This window comes from Nonomuraea sp. NPDC048826, from assembly GCF_043198225.1.
Taxonomy (GTDB): domain Bacteria; phylum Actinomycetota; class Actinomycetes; order Streptosporangiales; family Streptosporangiaceae; genus Nonomuraea.
Map to the genome: position 1 here is coordinate 461,034 of NZ_JBICUQ010000003.1, position 15,371 is coordinate 476,404.

Genomic DNA, 15,371 nt, shown 5'->3' on the forward strand with positions numbered 1-15,371 from the left:
CGGCCCGGAACCGGCGGGGCGATCCGTGACCGGAAAAGTGCTGGTTACTGCGTGCCTACCTGGATCAGGTCGCTACGACCCTTCGACGCCCTGCCCCTGCCGACCCTCATCGAACGCACCACCGACTACCACGAGGCCGAACGCTTCGTCAGGCTGTTCCACGCGGAGCACCCGAAGGCGGGCGGCCTGTCCGCGCGGCTGCGCGACGTGGCGAGGGAGATCGCCCGGCGCGGCTCGTACACGCACACGTACGAGGAGCTCGAGTTCGGCGCGCGGGTGGCCTGGCGCAACAGCAACCGCTGCATCGGCCGCCTGTACTGGAAGTCGCTGAAGGTGCGCGACCGGCGTCGCACCACGAGCGCCGAGGGGGTGGCCCTGGAGTGCGTGGAGCACCTGCGGGAGGCCACCAACGGCGGCAAGGTCAGGCCGGTGATCACGGTGTTCCCGCCCGACCTGCCCGCCCGTCCCGCGCCCCGGGTGCTGAACGAGCAGCTCATCCGCTATGCCGGATACCGCGGCCCCGACGGGTCCGTGGTCGGCGACCCCCGCCACGTCGAGCTCACCGCGCTGGCCCGGTCGATGGGCTGGCAGGGCAGGGGGAGCAGGTTCGACGTGCTGCCGCTGGTGATCCGGCCGGGGATGGGGGAGCCGCTGCTCTGCAACCTGCCGGGTGACGTGGTGCTGGAGGTGCCGATCGAGCATCCGGAGTTCCCGTGGTTCGCGGAGCTGGGGCTGCGCTGGCACGCGGTGCCGGCGATCTCCGGCATGTGCCTGGAGATCGGCGGCGTCTGCTACCCGTGCGCGCCGTTCAACGGCTGGTACATGGGGGCCGAGATCGGGGCGCGCAACCTGGCCGACGCCGACCGCTACGACCAGCTCCCCGTGGTGGCCGAGCGGCTCGGGCTGGACGTCTCGTCCGACCGGACCCTCTGGCGCGACCACGCGCTGGTGGAGCTGAACGTGGCGGTGCTGCACTCGTTCGAGAAGGCCGGCGTGACGGTGACCGACCACCACACCGAGTCGCGCCGGTTCCTCACCCACCTGGCGAAGGAGGAGAAGGCGGGCCGGGTCTGCCCGGCTGACTGGTCCTGGATCGTGCCGCCCATCTCGGGCGGGGCCACCCCCGTCTTCCACCGCTACTACGACAACCCGGTGCTCACGCCGAACTTCGTGGCGCGCCACTGATGGGCGTTGCACCCCGCTCTAGAACATGCTTCGGTTGGCGCATGGCTGAACTCGTTCTCTCCTCGCTCGACCGTGGCGTGCTCACGCTCACCTTCAACCGTCCGGACCGGCTCAACGCCTGGACGGAGGCCCTCGGCCGCCGGTATTTCGACCTGCTGGCGGAGGCGGAGAAGGATCCGCGGGTACGGGCCGTCGTCGTCACGGGAGCCGGCCGGGGCTTCTGCGCGGGGGCCGACTTCGAGGCGCTGGCCTCCATCCAGCAGGGCACCTACGAAGGTGAGCCGGACCCGCGGCCCAACAGCTTCCCCGTCACGATCGCCAAGCCGGTGATCGCGGCGGTCAACGGCGCCTGCGCCGGGCTGGGGATGGTCCACGCGCTCATGTGCGACCTGGTGTTCACCGCCGAGGACGCCAAGTGGACCACCGCCTTCTCACGCCGCGGCCTGGTCGCCGAGTACGGGCTGGGCTGGGTGCTGCCGCGCGTCATGGGGCACCAGCGGGCCATGGACGTGCTGCTATCGGGGCGGACGTTCAGCGGGCGGGAGGCGTGCGAGCTGGGGCTGGCCCTGCGCGCCGTGCCCGGGGACCGGCTGCTGGACGAGGCGCGGGCGTACGCGGGGGAGCTGGCCGCGCTGAGCTCCCCGGCGTCGATGGCGGTGATCAAGCGGCAGGTCTGGGGCGACTGGGTGGCGACGCTCGACGAGTCGTACCAGCGGGCGACGGAGGAGATGCTGGCGTCGTTCGGGCGCCCGGACTTCGCCGAGGGCATCGCGAGCTTCGTGGAGCGCCGCGCCCCCGAGTTCCCGCCCCTGTGACGACCCGCCCTGGCGACTGGACGGGCGCTGCTCAGGTGAGAGGGTGGGCGCCGGGGGCCGGGGTGGCCGGGAGGAAGCGGGGCGGCTGCCAGGAGCGTTCGGCGTAGGCCGACGACACCGCCTGCCGGACCGCGTCCAGCCGGTCCTCCGCGACCAGGGCGATGGCCGCGCCGCCGAAGCCGCCGCCCGTCATGCGCGCCCCCCGCGCCCCGCCGCGGACCGCCGCCTCCACGGCCACGTCCAGCTCCGGCGACGACACCTCGTACTTGTCGCGCAACGACAGGTGCGAGGCGTTGAGCAGGGCGCCGACGTCCAGCGGCCGGCCGGCGCGCAGGAGGCCGACCACGGCCTCCACCCGGTGGCTCTCGGTCACCACGTGCTCGACCCGCTTGCGCTCGGCGCCCTCCAGCCTGGCCAGCGCCGCGCCCAGGTCGCTCACGTCCCGCAGCGCGGCCACGCCGAGCGTGCGCGCCGCGGACTCGCATTCGGCCCGCCGCTTGGCGTACTCGCCGCCCGCGTGCTCGTGGTGCACCCGGGTGTCGATGATGAGGATCCGCAGCCCGTGGGCGGCCAGGTCGAGCGGGACGTTGCGGGAGCCGAGGGTGCGGCAGTCGAGGAAGAGCGCGTGGCCCTCCCGGCACAGCGCCGAGGCGGCCTGGTCCATGATGCCGCACGGCATGCCGACGAACTCGTTCTCGGCCCGCTGGCCGAGCAGCGCCACCTCCATCGGGGTCATGCCGAGGCCGTGCAGCTCGTTCAGCGCGGAGGCGACCGACACCTCCAGGGCGGCGCTGGAGCTGAGCCCGGCGCCCTGCGGGACGTCGCCGTCGACGGCGATGTCGGCGCCGCGCACCCGGTCGCCGAGCATGGCGAGGACGCCGACCACGTAACGGGTCCAGCCGGTGGCCTCCTCGCGGCTGGCGAGGACCACGGGGTCGGGCGAGGGCGCCTGCAGCGACAGCAGGCGGATCGTCCGGTCGTCGCGCGGGCTGACCGCGGCGGTCACGCCCCACGGGACGGCGAACGGCAGCACGAAGCCGTCGTTGTAGTCGGTGTGCTCGCCGATCAGGTTGACCCGGCCGGGCGCCCGCCAGACGGTGGCCGGATCCGCGCCGAAGGCGGCACGGAAAGCTTCAACAACGCGCATAATCCAACACCCTTCAACAAGGACCCGACCGTAGACTAGCGGCACGAGTGGCACGAGCGGCACCAGGAGGGGCGTGGAGGAGCTGCTGGATCCCGCGCTCGGATCGGTGCGGGTCTTTCTCATGCACGACGACAACAAGGCGCGCAAGCTCCGCTACAACCTGGGCCACCCGCGCGTGCTCACCTTCGGCGGCGCCTACTCCAACCACATCAGGGCCGTGGCCGCCGCCGGTCGCCGCCACGGGTTCGAGACCATCGGCGTCATCCGGGGCGAGGAGCGGCTGCCGCTGAACCCGTCGCTGGCCTACGCCGCCGCCTGCGGGATGCGGCTCGACTATCTCGACCGCGTCTCGTACCGGCGCAAGCACACGCCCGAGATGGCGGCGCGGCTCCGCGAGCGCTGGGGTGACGTGGCGATCCTGCCCGAGGGCGGCAGCAACGCCGCGGCCGTGCGCGGCTGCGCCGAGCTGCCCGCCGACATCCCGGTCGGGTACGACGTCGTCTGCTGCCCGGTGGGCACCGGAGGCACGCTCGCGGGCATCGCGGCCGGGCTGCCGCCGGGCAGGCGGGCACTCGGGTTCGCGGTGCTGAAGGGGGCCGGGTTCCTCGCCGGGGAGGTGGCCAGGCTGCAGCGCGAGGCGTACGGCCGGGTGTCCGACAACTGGGAGATCGATGTCGACCACCACTTCGGCGGCTACGCCCGCACCACGCCCGAGCTCGACGCGTTCGCCGCCCGGCACCGGGTGGAGCGCGTGTACGTGGCCAAGATGCTGCTCGGCATCGTCGACCTGGCGAGCCGCGGCGCCTTCCCCGCCGGCACCCGCGTCGTGGCCGTGGTCACCGGTCAGCCCTCGACCCCGGTGGCCGAGTGGGGCGCGCCGACCGGCTTCGACTCGGGCGAGCCGCGCTGACGCAGATAGATCGCGAGCACCACCATCGACAGCACGGCGAGCAGCTCCGACTGCCAGTTCTGCAGGCTGCGGTTCCAGAAGTCGGGCGAGGTCACGTACGCGCCCCAGCCGACCGGGTCGCGCAGGTCGGTGAGCCGCTCGGCGTTGTAGGACGCCTGACCGGCCACCGACTGCGCCCCCCACGACAGCAGGAAGATCAAGCCCATGGTCAGGCCCAGCGAGTTGCTGAAGAGCCACAGGCGCAGTCCCTTCGCCCTGGCCCAGGCGGGCGAGTCGGGCCGGGCGTGCGCGCCGATCAGCTGCCGCTCGTCGGACTCGGACCCCTCCTCGCCGGGCTCCTTCGACTCCGGCGAGCCGCGCTGCACCAGCCAGACGGTGACCATGATGAACAGGAAGAACTGCAGGTACTCCGACTGCCAGTTCTCCGCGACGTTGACCGCGTAGTCGGCGGAGAACACGTACCGCAGCAGGGAGACCTCCTCACCGCCGGTGACGAGCTGCCGCTCGTTGTAGCCCAGCATCCCGGCCACGGCCTGCCCGGCCAGGGAGGCCAGGAACAGCAGGAGGAAGGCCGCCGACAGCGCGTTGTCCTTGATCCGCCTCACAGGTGGGACCATCCGATCGCGTAGACGAAGGCCAGCCCGGACACGATGACGAGCACGGTCAGCGCGAACATCACCCTCATCAGTTCTCCACCTCGCACTCGTACGGCAGGTCGCGGACCGGCACGCAGCCCGCGGCCACGACCCGCCAGCCGTCGCCGAAGTGGTGCAGGAACAGGGTGTCGCCCTCCAGGCGCACCTGCGCCTCGTCGCCCCAGACGTCGACGGCGGTGAGCCCGCCGCCGGGCCCCAGCCGCAGCTCGCGCAGCGCGTCGGCGCACGACTGGCCGGGGCCGGGCAGCTTCTCGGCCGTCTTGCGGGCGAGCAGGCCGCAGGCCGCCTCCACCTGGTCGGCGGCGAGGGCCGCGTGGAAGCGCTCCGCCACCCGCGCGGGACCGGCCGTGTCGACCGCGCAGCCCGCCGCGAGCGCCGCCGCGAGCACCACCCCCACAAGGAGCTTCATGGCCTGTTGCTACCCACAAGGTCATCCCGCATGCGGCGCGGGCGGTCAGGGCCCGAGCTGCTCCAGGATGGGCGTGACCAGCGCGTTCAGCTCGCGGGCCAGCACTGTCACGGCCCGCCGGGCGCTCTGCTCCACCTGGTCGTGCGGGCCCTCGGGCGACGGCGGCAGGTCGTCGAGCGGCACCGGGGCCTCGACCAGCAGGCTCGCCCGCAGGAACGGGTGGCGGGCCAGGTCTTGCTGCGACGGCTCGACGTACTGGCCGAAGGTCTCCTGCCAGTCGAGCCAGCCGCGGTCGCGCCACCAGGCGCGCGAGGTGGTCAGCGCGCCGGGCAGCGGCGAGACGAGCCGGACGCGCGCGTTGAGCGAGCCGTCCCAGGTGTTGCGCACGCAGGACGCCTCCAGCACCCGCCGGTCCCAGCGCACGTAGCCGGGCGACAGCGACGGCGGCGTCGCCAGCTCCCACGCCGCGCACGCGAACCGCACCGGCGCGATGTCGCCCCAGTCGAACGCGTCGAGGTTCTTGCGCACGTGCACGGCATAGCGTCCGTCACGGTCCCTGTCGAACTCCTGGTCGATCCAGAACGCTCTGCCCATGAGCACTACCGTACGGCCCGGCCGGGACGCGGGCGGCACCGACGCCGCAGGAGTTGCCAACAATAAAATGACTAGATAAGCTTATTCAGTCACATATATGGAGGAGATCGGATGGTCAGACGAGGACGTCCGCCGCAGGATCCGGCCCGCCACCTGGAGCGGGCGCACCGGATCCTCGACGCCGCCGCCGAGCTGATCCTCCGCTGGGGCTACGACAAGACCACCATCGAGGACGTGGCCCGCGCGGCCGACGTCGCCAAGGGCACCATCTACCTGCACTGGAAGACCCGCGACGCGCTCTTCATCGCGCTGCTGAGGCGCGACCGGGTGCACATGGTGCAGCAGGTGCGCGCCGCCGCGCCCGGCACGCTGCCCGAGCTGGTGGGCGAGCTGATCGCCGCGCTGCTGAGCAGGCCGCTGACACGGGCGGCCCTGGTCGGCGACTCCCGCGTCCTCGGCAAGCTGACCCGGCAGAAGCTGGAAGGCGGCGGCTCCCCCGAACGCGCCGTCATCTTCCGGCACTACCTGGACGAACTCGTCGCGCTCGGCGCGGTCCGCACCGACCTCGCCGCCGACGAGCGGCTGGCCATGGTCACCGCCCTGATGTACGGGTTCCTGATCCCGCAGGGCATGCGCCCGCAAGATCAGCGGCTGCCGGACGACCGGATCGCCGAGCTGGTCGCCGACGCCGTCGGCCGCGCGCTCGGCACCGGCACGCCACCCGGCCCGGAGGTCACCCGGACCACCCGGGCCTACCTCGACGCCCTGGAGGAGATCTCCTGTCACCAACTGGCCGGCTCGCTCGGCCAGGAGGGGCGTCCCCCCGAAGCTCCGTTGAAGGAGACGCGATGAAAGCCGTACTCCCGCTCGACACCGCCGCGGACCTCGCCACGGCGGGCGGCAAGGGCGCTTCCCTGGCGAGGCTGGCCGGGGCGGGGCTGCCGGTGCCCGGCGGCTTCGTCGTGACCACCGAGGCCTACCGCGCGTTCACCGCCGGCTTCCGCGACGAGATCCTGGACGCGGCCGCCGCCGGTGACGCCGCGCGCATCGCCGGCCTGTTCGCCGGCCGCGACCTGCCGGACGACCTGGCCGCCGCCATCCTGGCCGGGTACGCGGAGCTGGGCGACGGGGTGCCGGTGGCGGTGCGCTCGTCGGCCACCGCCGAGGACCTGCCGGACATGTCGTTCGCCGGCCAGCAGGACACCTATCTGAACGTCCGGGGCGACACCCTCCTCGACGCCGTCCGGCGCTGCTGGGCCTCGCTCTGGAACGCCCGCGCCATCGCCTACCGCGACCAGAACGGCGTCCCGCACGACGAGGTGGCGCTCGCCGTGGTCGTGCAGGAGCTGGTGGACGCCGACGCGGCGGGCATCATGTTCACCGCCGACCCCGTCACCGGCGCCCGCGGCCAGACCGTCGTCAACGCCGCCTGGGGCCTCGGCGAGGCGGTCGTCGGCGGCCACGTCACCCCCGACACGGTGGTGGTGGAGCGGGGACGGGTCACGCGCTCCCGTACCGGGGACAAGGCCGTCATGACCGTGCGCACCCAGGACGGCACCCGCGAGCTGCCGGTCCCCGCCGACCTGCGCCGCGAGCCGGTGCTGGACGAGCGGCAGGCCGTTGAGCTCGCCGAGCTCGGCGCGCGCGTCGAGGAGCTGTACGGCACGCCCATGGACGTGGAGTGGGCCAGGCACGACGGCGCGTTCGCCATCCTCCAGGCGCGCCCGATCACCGCGCTGGGGCAGGGTCACGAGGAGTGGAACGACTCGCTCAAGGGCGACTACCTGTGGACCGCGGGCAACCTGGGTGAGGCCATCCCCGACGTGATGACGCCCGCCACCTGGTCGTTCGTGCGGCTGTTCATCGGCGAGGCCATGCACGCGTCCACGCTGCCCGGCTACGACCTGGTGGGCAACATCGGCGGCCGGTTCTACATGAACCTCAGCATCGCCTACTCCGTCGCGCGGGCGTTCGGGCTCAAGTCCCGGTGGAACGCGCTGGAGCAGGTCTTCGGCAAGATGCCGGCCGGGCTGGACGTGCCGCTGCTGGACGCGTCCCGCTGGGAGCTGCTCAGGCGGTTCCTGCCGATGGCGGTGAAGCTGCGCAGGCGGGTGCGCGCGAACCTGAAGGGCATGCGCCCGTTCCTGGCCGCGTCGCCCGAGCGCGCCGACGAGTTGCGCGCCCGGATCGCCGCCGTCGGCTCCGGCTCCGAGCTGGCGGGGCTGTGGGAGCGCGAGATCCTGCCGTACCTCGTCACGGCCTGCCGGATGCTGGAGGCGGCCGGGCGGCAGGGCGGCGCGGCGCTGGTGATGACCCGCGAGCGGCTGCGCGAGCTGGCGGGCGAGGTGGACGCCGAGACCATGCTCACCGGCGTGTCCGCCGACGGCGAGCTGGCCAGCCTGGGGCTGCTCACCGGGCTGGGCCGGGTGGCCAGGGGCGAGCTGTCCCGTGAGGAGTTCGCCCGCCGCCACGGGCACCGGGGTCCGCACGAGTTCGAGATCTCGGCGCCGCGGCCCGGCGAGGACCCGGCCTGGCTCGACGCCCAGCTCGCGGGGCTGAGCGAGCCGCGTGAGGACGCCGAGACGCTGCTGGAGCGCCAGCGCGTGGCGGCCGACGCGGCGTGGGAGCGGTTCGCCCGCAGCCACCCGCGCAAGGTCGCCGGGATGCGGGCGCGGGTGCGGCGCTGGAACACGGTGGTGCGCGACCGGGAGACCGCCCGGTCGGAGGTGGTGCGCGCGTTCTGGGTGCTGCGCGCGTACGTGCTGCGCGCCGGCGAGCTGACCGGGCACGGCGACGCGCTGTTCTTCCTGGACCGGGACGAGATCGTCGCGGTGCTGCGCGGCGACGACGCCCCACTCGCCCCGGTGCCCGTCCGGCGGGCCACCTACGAGCGCTACGCCGCGCTGCCCGTCTACCCGGCGCTCATCGTCGGCCGGTTCGACCCGGTGCGCTGGGCGGCCGACCCCGACCGCCGCGCCGACCTGTACGACGCGCGCGGCGGCGTCCCGCCCAAGGACACGGTCACCGGCTTCCCCGGCGCCCCCGGGGTGGTGGAGGGCGTCGCCCGGCTGATCGGCGATCCGGAGGACGGCGACCGGCTCCGGCCGGGCGAGATCCTGGTGACGACGCTGACCAACGTGGGCTGGACCCCGCTGTTCCCGAGGGCGGGGGCCGTGGTGACCGACATGGGCGCGCCGCTGTCGCACGCCTCGATCGTGGCCCGCGAGCTGGGCATCCCGGCCGTGGTGGGCACGGGCAACGCCACGATGCGGCTGCGCGACGGCGACCGCGTCCGCGTCGACGGCGAGCACGGCACCGTCGAGGTCCTGACCTGACCGGACGCGTCGCGGGAGCGCTCCCGCGACGCGCACGGCGAAACGCGCGAGGTCAGGACGCGGGGGTGGTCGCTTCGGCGGGGAGCGCGTTGGCCGCCACCACGCCGCGGTACCAGTGGGCGCTGTCCTTCCAGGTGCGCTCCATGGTGTCGCGGTCCACGCGGATGATCCCGAAGCGCTTGGCGTACCCGTGGGCCCACTCGAAGTTGTCCATCAGCGACCACAGGAAGTAGCCCCGTACGTCCACGCCGCCGTCGATCGCCTCGGCCACCGCCGACAGGTGACGGCGCAGGTAGTCGATCCGGTCGTCGTCGTGGACGCGGCCGTCGGCGGCGACCTCGTCGGGGAAGGCCGCCCCGTTCTCGGTGATCATGACGGGCAGCGACGGGTAGTCGCGGCGCAGCCGCAGCAGCAGCTCCGTCAGGCCGGTCTCGTCGATGTTCCAGCCCATCTCGGTGTACGGTCCGGGCTGCTGGACGAACTCCACGTCCCCGCAGTTGATCCACGGCGAGGCCGAGCCGTCGGCGTGCCCGTCGGCGGTGTCGCGGGGGCTGCTGCCGTCCCACTGCCGCACCAGGATCGGGTTGTAGTAGTTGACGCCCAGCATGTCGATCGGCGCGGCGGCCGCCACCTCGTCGCCGTCCTGGACGAACGACCAGTCGGTCACCGAGGCGGTGTCGTCGATGAGGTCGCGCGGGTAGGCGCCGTCCAGCATCGGGCCGAGGAACGCCCGGTTGGCCAGCGCGTCCACCCGGCGCACCGCGTCCGCGTCCTGCTCGGTGACGCCGCGCGCGTGGTGCAGGTTGAGCGTGACCGACACCTGGGCGGCCGGGTCCACCACCTCGCGCAGCGCGCGGGCGGCCAGCCCGTGGCCGAGGTTCAGGTGGTGCACGGCGGCCAGCGCCGCCGCCGCGTCCGTGCGGCCCGGAGCGTGCACGCCGGAGCCGTAGCCGAGGTAGGCCGAGCACCACGGCTCGTTCAGGGTGATCCAGGTGTGCACGCCGTCGCCGAGCGCCTCGCCCATCCGCCTGGCGTACTCGGCGAACCGGTAGGCCGTGTCGCGGTGCGGCCAGCCGCCCGCGTCCTCCAGCTCCTGCGGCAGGTCCCAGTGGTACAGGGTGGCCACCGGGGCGATGTCCCTGGCCCGCAGGCCGTCGACCAGCCGCCGGTAGAAGTCCACCCCGGCCCGGTTGATCCGGTCGCCGCCGCCGGGCAGCACCCGCGGCCAGGAGATGGAGAACCGATAGGCGCCGACGCCCAGCTCGGAGAGGATGTCCAGGTCCTCCTCCAGCCGGTGGTAGTGGTCGCACGCCAGGTCGCCGGTGTCGCCTCCGGTCACCAGGCCGGGCGTGTGGGAGAAGGTGTCCCAGATCGACGGCCCGCGGCCGTCCTCGTTCCAGGCGCCCTCGACCTGGTAGGCGGCCGTGGCCGTGCCCCACAGGAATCTCTCGGGGAAGGTCGGCATGGGGGTCACTCCTCAGGGTTGGCTGGCTTCATGATTCGGTCTGTAGGGCGGCGACCCCCTGCGGGGCCAGGGTGACGGCGCCGTCCGCGGCGGCTCCGGTCAGCAGGTCACGCGCCGGTCCCGGGATCGGCACCCGGGCGGCGGTGTCTCCGTGGTTGAGCAGGAAGAGCACCGGGCCGCGCCGGACCGCCTCGACGCCGGGCGGCGGCGGGCCGGGCAGCGCGCCGGTGACGCCCGCGTCGGCCAGCAGCCTGCCGGCCAGCGCCGCGACCGCGTCGTCGGCGGGCAGCGTGGCCACGTACCACGCGACGCCGGCCCCGCACGGATGCCGCAGCACCGCCGGGTCGCCCGTCTCGGCGAACACGGCCACCGGCTCGGCGCCTTCGGCCCGTACCAGCTCGGTCCAGAGCCGGGCGGTGAACGCGCCGCCGTCCGTCCACGCGCACGGCACCTGACGGTCCTCCGGCGCGGGCAGCCACTCCTCGCCCCGGACGCCCAGCACCTCGCGGAGCGGCGCGGGGAACGGCCCCGGGTGCACCCGCGCGTCCCGGTCGGCGACCCCGGAGAACGGCCCGACCGCGAGCGTCCCGCCCGCGCGCACGTACGAGGTCAGCGCCGCGGCGTCGTCGTCGCCGAGCACGAAGAGGGCGGGCGCCACCACCAGCGCGTACCCGGACAGGTCGGCCGACGGCGGGGCCAGGTCCACGCTCACCCCGCGCTCCCAGAACGGCAGGTAGTAGCGGAACAGTTCCTCCACCGGGTCGAGCCGGTCGCTCGGCAGCCCGCGCTCGGTCGCCGCCCACCAGCTCGGCCAGTCGAACACCAGGGCCACCCGCGCGGGCACCCGCGTGCCCGCCACCCCGGCGAGCGCGCGCAGCTCGGCGCCGTGCGCGCGCACCTCGCGGTGCAGCCGCGTGTCCGGCCCGGCGTGCGGCACCATCGCCGAGTGGAAGCGCTCGGCCCCGGTGCGGGAGGCCCGCCACTGGAAGAAGCAGAGCCCGTCCGCGCCGCGCGCCACGGCCTGCAGCGACTCCAGCCGGAACCGTCCGGGCGGTTTGGGCAGGTTGTGCGACCGCCAGTTCACCGCCGACACCGACTGCTCCATGAGCATCCACGGCCCGCCGGCCAGCGAGCGCATCAGGTCGTGGGTGAGCGCGGCCCGCACGTGGGACCGCGGGTCGGCCGGGTCCGGGTACAGGTCGTCGCAGACCACGTCCTCCTCGGCCGCCCACGACCAGTAGTCGGCGTGCGGGAAGAACCCCATGAAGTTGGTGGTGATCGGGATGTCCGGAGTGTGCGCGCGGAGCACGTCCCGCTCGGCCCGGAAGTGGGCGAGCAGCGCGTCGGAGCAGAACCGCCGGAAGTCGAGCCGCTGCGCCGGGTTGACCAGGTACGGGGCGCGCCGGGGCGGCAGCACCTCCTCCCAGGAGCTGTAGAGCTGGCTCCAGACGACCGTGCCCCACGCCTCGTTGAGCCCGTCCAGGTCGCCGTGCCGCGCCCGCAGCCAGGCACGGAACGCCTCCGCCGTGGTGTCGCAGTGGCACACCTGCCCGTACTCGTTGCCCACGTGCCACATGGCCAGGGCGGGATGCCCCGCGTACCGGCCCGCCAGGTCGGTCACCAGCGCCAGCGCCCGCTCCCGGTAGACCGGCGAGGACGGGCAGAACTGGTTGCGCGAGCCGTACCAGAGCCGGTGCCCCGACTCGTCCACCGGCAGCGTCTGCGGCCACCGATGCCCCAGCCACGGCGGCGGCGACGCGGTCGGGGTGGCCAGGTCCACCGCGACGCCGGCCCCGGCGAGCAGGTCGAGCACCCGGTCGAGCCAGCCGAAGTCCCTGGCCCCCGGCTCCGGTTCGATCCGCGCCCAGCTGAACACGCCGACCGTGACCAGGTTGACCCCCGCCTCCTTCATCAGCCGGACGTCCTCGGCCCAGACCTCCTCCGGCCACTGCTCGGGGTTGTAGTCGCCGCCGAACAGCAGCCCGCGCCCCCGGGTCAGGTCGTGCAGCCCGGGGCTCACCGCGCGGCCCCGGTCCGGCGTGGGGGCGCGGAGCTGTCGCCGACCACCAGGCGGCACGGCACCAGGCGCCGCACCGGCGGCGAGCCGGGCGACTCCAGCCGGTCGATGAGCATGCGGGCGCCCAGCCTGCCCAGCTCGGCCCCGGGCGGCTCCAGCGTGGTCAGCCGGGGCCGGAACATCTCCGCCACCCGGGCCGAGGCGCTGGCCAGCACGAGCGACAGGTCGCCGGGCACCCGCCAGTCGCGTTCCTCGACCGCCTGGAGCACGCCGACCGCGGCCCGGTCGCTCATCACCGCGACCGCCGTCACCTCGGGGTGCGCGGAGATCAGGCGCTCGAAGGCCAGCCGTCCCTCGTCCGCCGTGTCGGCGCGCACGTCTCCCGCGTACCACAGGCCCGCCTCGCGGGCGGCGGCCGCGAACTCCTCGCCGGCCCGCACCAGGGGCCCGTACTCGGGGGAGTAGGCGCCGGCGGTGTGGTTGAAGAAGGCGACGGCCCGGTGCCCCAGCCCGGCCAGGTGCGCGACGGCCTCCCTGGCGGTGCGGGCGAAGTCGATGTCGGCGTGGTCGATCGCGCCGGGCTCGCGGGTACGGCCGATCATGGCGAACGGCACCCCCGACTCCAGCAGGAAGTCGGTCCGCTCGTCGGTCAGCCGCACCTCCATCAGCAGCACCCCGTCCACCAGGCCCATCCCGGTGAGGTAGCGCAATTCCTCGACCGGGTCGGCGCTCTCCGGCGACAGCAGCATGTGGTAGCCCAGCTCGGCGGCGGCCTCGGCGGCGGCGGTCGCGAACTGCATCTCGGTCAGCCCGAACCCGCTGCCGGGCGGCGGGAACAGCAGAGCGAGGATCCGGGTGCGCTTGCTCACCAGGCCGCGGGCCAGCAGGTTCGGGCGGTAGCCGAGCTCGGCCGCGGCCTGCTCGATGCGGCGCTTGGTCTCGGCCTTCACCGGGCGCGTCCCGTTGAGCGCGGCGGAGACGGTGCTGACGGCCACCTGGGCCCGTTCGGCCACGTCACGCAGCGAGGTCATGCCCCTCCGGTTCCTGTGCGCACGCCGATCGAAACGTTTCGCACAGAACGTATGAGGCAATTTGTGAGGATGTCAACGGTATGACCGTATAGCGGGACCTCAGGGCTCGATGAGGCCCGCCCTGATCGCGTACCTGGTGAGCTCCAGGCGGTCCCGCATGCCCAGCTTGGCCAGCACGTTCGCGCGGTGCCGGTCCACGGTCTTGATGCTGATCACCAGGAGGTCGGCGATCTCTTTGGACGAGTGGCCCTCCGCTATGAGCTTGACGATCTCCTCCTCACGCGGCGTGAGCAGGCTCGCGGGCAGGTCCTCGCCCTGGTGGTCGCGCTGCAGGAAGTCGCGGATGAGCGCGGTCACCGCACCGGGGTACAGGAACGGCTCGCCCCGCATCGCCGACCGGCACGCCTCCAGCAGGTCGCGGTCGGCCACGGACTTGAGCACGTAGCCCGACGCCCCCGCCTTGAGCGACTCGAACAGATACTGCTCGTTGTCGTACATGGACAGCATGAGCAGGCGCACCTGCGGCGCCCGCCGGGAGATCTCGCGCGCCGCCTGGATGCCGGTCATCCGCGGCATGGCGATGTCCAGGATGGCCAGGTCGACGCCCTCTCCGGCGAGTTCGACGGCCTCCGCGCCGTTGCCGGCCTCGGCCACGACGACGAGATCCGGTTCGGCGTCCAGGATCAGCCGCAGCCCGCGGCGCACCAGCGCGTGGTCGTCGGCGAGCAGGATGCGGGTCCGTTCCAACCTGATCAGTTCCTTTCCGGCCGGACCGGTATGGTCAGCCGCACGGTCGTTCCGCCCCCCGGCGGGCTGGTGATGGTCAGACGGGCGCCGATCAGCAGCGCGCGCTCGCGCATGCCGCGCACGCCCGTGCCCTCGGTGGTCTGGCCGCCCCGGCCGTCGTCGGCGATCTTCAGCACCACGGCGCCGGGCTCCCGGCAGAGCGAGATCTCGACCTTGGCCGCCTTGGCGTGCCTGGCCACGTTGGTCAGGCTCTCCTGCGCGATGCGGTAGACCACCAGCTCGGCGTCCTGGCCCAGCTCCGGCAGCTGCGACTCCAGCCGGCGGATCACCTGCGCGTCGGACATCTCGGCGAAGTCGGCGGCCAGCGCGTTGAGCGAGGCGATCAGGCCCAGGTCCTCCAGCATCCCGGGGCGCAGCCGCCTGGCCACCTGGCGCACCTCGTCCAGGCTGCCCCGGACCGTCTCCTGGATGGCGTGCAGCTCCTCGCACAGCTCCTCAGGCGCCCGGTCGACGGCCCGCTTCAGGCCGAGCAGCACCACGGTCAGGCTCTGCCCGATCTCGTCGTGCAGCTCGCGGGCGATCCGCTGGCGCTCGCCCTCCTGCGCGGCCAGCGCGTGCGCGGCGGCCGTGCTGCGCTCGGCCTCCAGGCGGTCGAGCATCGAGTTGAACGTGGCCACGACGTCGGTGAGGTCGCCGTTGCCGCTCTCGGTGAGCCGGTCACTGGAGCGCAGCAGGTCGACCCGCTGCATGAGCGCGGTCAGCTCGCCCAGGGGCGCCAGGCTCCGGCGCAGCAGCACCGCGTTGGCGCCGAGCATCAGCGCCAGGCCGATCGTCAGCACCGGGATCTCGGTGAGCAGCACGGGTGACGAGACCGTCGCGGGCGAGACGGCCAGGAACAGCGTGCCGACGGTGAACACCAGGCCGTTGATCACGATGAGCCGCCGGAACAGCGCCTGCGCCGGAGATCTCGTGGACACCGGACGTCGCTCGTTCATATCACCAGCGTCGCCGTCGGGCGGCGTGCCTGTCCATCGGTGCCAGCACCCAATTACCTGCGTGT

Annotated in this window: 14 protein-coding genes; 5 read left to right on the forward strand and 9 right to left on the reverse strand. The window is 73.5% G+C overall.

The window, feature by feature from the left end; genetic code table 11:
- Positions 1-51: 51 nt before the first annotated feature.
- Together ACGFI7_RS12690 and ACGFI7_RS12695 are read left to right on the forward strand one after the other, a co-directional pair.
- Positions 52-1,185 carry a nitric oxide synthase oxygenase gene (locus ACGFI7_RS12690; RefSeq protein WP_393402931.1) on the forward strand — a complete coding sequence of 378 codons (1,134 nt, stop codon included), beginning with the start codon at positions 52-54 and terminating at the stop codon, positions 1,183-1,185.
- A 41-nt stretch (positions 1,186-1,226) separates the two neighbouring features.
- Positions 1,227-2,000: an enoyl-CoA hydratase-related protein gene (locus ACGFI7_RS12695; protein ID WP_393402934.1), complete on the forward strand. Its 774-nt coding sequence runs from the start codon at positions 1,227-1,229 to the stop codon at positions 1,998-2,000.
- A 31-nt stretch (positions 2,001-2,031) separates the two neighbouring features.
- On the opposite strand, the gene galK is transcribed toward ACGFI7_RS12695, so the two are convergent.
- Positions 2,032-3,147 (reverse strand): galactokinase, encoded by a 1,116-nt coding sequence (gene galK, locus ACGFI7_RS12700; RefSeq protein WP_393402937.1) that lies wholly within the window; start codon positions 3,145-3,147, stop codon positions 2,032-2,034.
- 73 nt (positions 3,148-3,220) lie between these two features.
- Between galK and ACGFI7_RS12705 the strand changes: the two genes are divergently transcribed.
- Positions 3,221-4,057, forward strand: a complete 837-nt coding sequence (locus ACGFI7_RS12705; protein WP_393402940.1) for a 1-aminocyclopropane-1-carboxylate deaminase/D-cysteine desulfhydrase — start codon at positions 3,221-3,223, stop codon at positions 4,055-4,057.
- Here the strand turns inward: ACGFI7_RS12705 and ACGFI7_RS12710 are convergent.
- From ACGFI7_RS12710 to ACGFI7_RS12720, 3 genes are all read right to left on the reverse strand, one after another.
- Positions 3,991-4,662: a DUF6766 family protein gene (locus ACGFI7_RS12710; protein ID WP_393402943.1), complete on the reverse strand. Its 672-nt coding sequence runs from the start codon at positions 4,660-4,662 to the stop codon at positions 3,991-3,993. The genes ACGFI7_RS12705 and ACGFI7_RS12710 overlap by 67 nt on opposite strands.
- A gap of 79 nt (positions 4,663-4,741) precedes the next feature.
- A complete protein-coding gene (locus ACGFI7_RS12715; protein ID WP_393402945.1) occupies positions 4,742-5,122 on the reverse strand; it encodes a hypothetical protein in 381 nt (126 codons plus the stop codon).
- A gap of 45 nt (positions 5,123-5,167) precedes the next feature.
- Positions 5,168-5,716: a hypothetical protein gene (locus ACGFI7_RS12720; protein ID WP_393402948.1), complete on the reverse strand. Its 549-nt coding sequence runs from the start codon at positions 5,714-5,716 to the stop codon at positions 5,168-5,170.
- Between the two features lie 111 nt (positions 5,717-5,827).
- Between ACGFI7_RS12720 and ACGFI7_RS12725 the strand changes: the two genes are divergently transcribed.
- Together ACGFI7_RS12725 and ACGFI7_RS12730 are read left to right on the forward strand one after the other, a co-directional pair.
- Positions 5,828-6,568, forward strand: a complete 741-nt coding sequence (locus tag ACGFI7_RS12725; protein WP_393402951.1) for a TetR/AcrR family transcriptional regulator — start codon at positions 5,828-5,830, stop codon at positions 6,566-6,568.
- Positions 6,565-9,051, forward strand: coding sequence for a PEP/pyruvate-binding domain-containing protein (locus ACGFI7_RS12730; protein ID WP_393402954.1), 2,487 nt, complete (start codon positions 6,565-6,567; stop codon positions 9,049-9,051). Before ACGFI7_RS12725 ends, ACGFI7_RS12730 begins: the two co-directional genes overlap by 4 nt.
- A 52-nt stretch (positions 9,052-9,103) precedes the next feature.
- On the opposite strand, the gene ACGFI7_RS12735 is transcribed toward ACGFI7_RS12730, so the two are convergent.
- The 5 genes from ACGFI7_RS12735 to ACGFI7_RS12755 form a co-directional block, all read right to left on the reverse strand.
- Positions 9,104-10,516, reverse strand: coding sequence for a GH1 family beta-glucosidase (locus ACGFI7_RS12735; protein WP_393402957.1), 1,413 nt, complete (start codon positions 10,514-10,516; stop codon positions 9,104-9,106).
- Between the two features lie 28 nt (positions 10,517-10,544).
- On the reverse strand, positions 10,545-12,536 hold the full coding sequence (locus ACGFI7_RS12740; protein WP_393402960.1) for a beta-galactosidase: 1,992 nt from the start codon (positions 12,534-12,536) through the stop codon (positions 10,545-10,547).
- Positions 12,533-13,564 carry a LacI family DNA-binding transcriptional regulator gene (locus tag ACGFI7_RS12745; RefSeq protein ID WP_393402963.1) on the reverse strand — a complete coding sequence of 344 codons (1,032 nt, stop codon included), beginning with the start codon at positions 13,562-13,564 and terminating at the stop codon, positions 12,533-12,535. Before ACGFI7_RS12745 ends, ACGFI7_RS12740 begins: the two co-directional genes overlap by 4 nt.
- A 99-nt stretch (positions 13,565-13,663) precedes the next feature.
- Positions 13,664-14,311: a response regulator gene (locus tag ACGFI7_RS12750; protein ID WP_393402966.1), complete on the reverse strand. Its 648-nt coding sequence runs from the start codon at positions 14,309-14,311 to the stop codon at positions 13,664-13,666.
- A gap of 5 nt (positions 14,312-14,316) precedes the next feature.
- A complete protein-coding gene (locus tag ACGFI7_RS12755) occupies positions 14,317-15,306 on the reverse strand; it encodes a histidine kinase (protein WP_393402968.1) in 990 nt (329 codons plus the stop codon).
- Positions 15,307-15,371 lie beyond the last annotated feature (65 nt).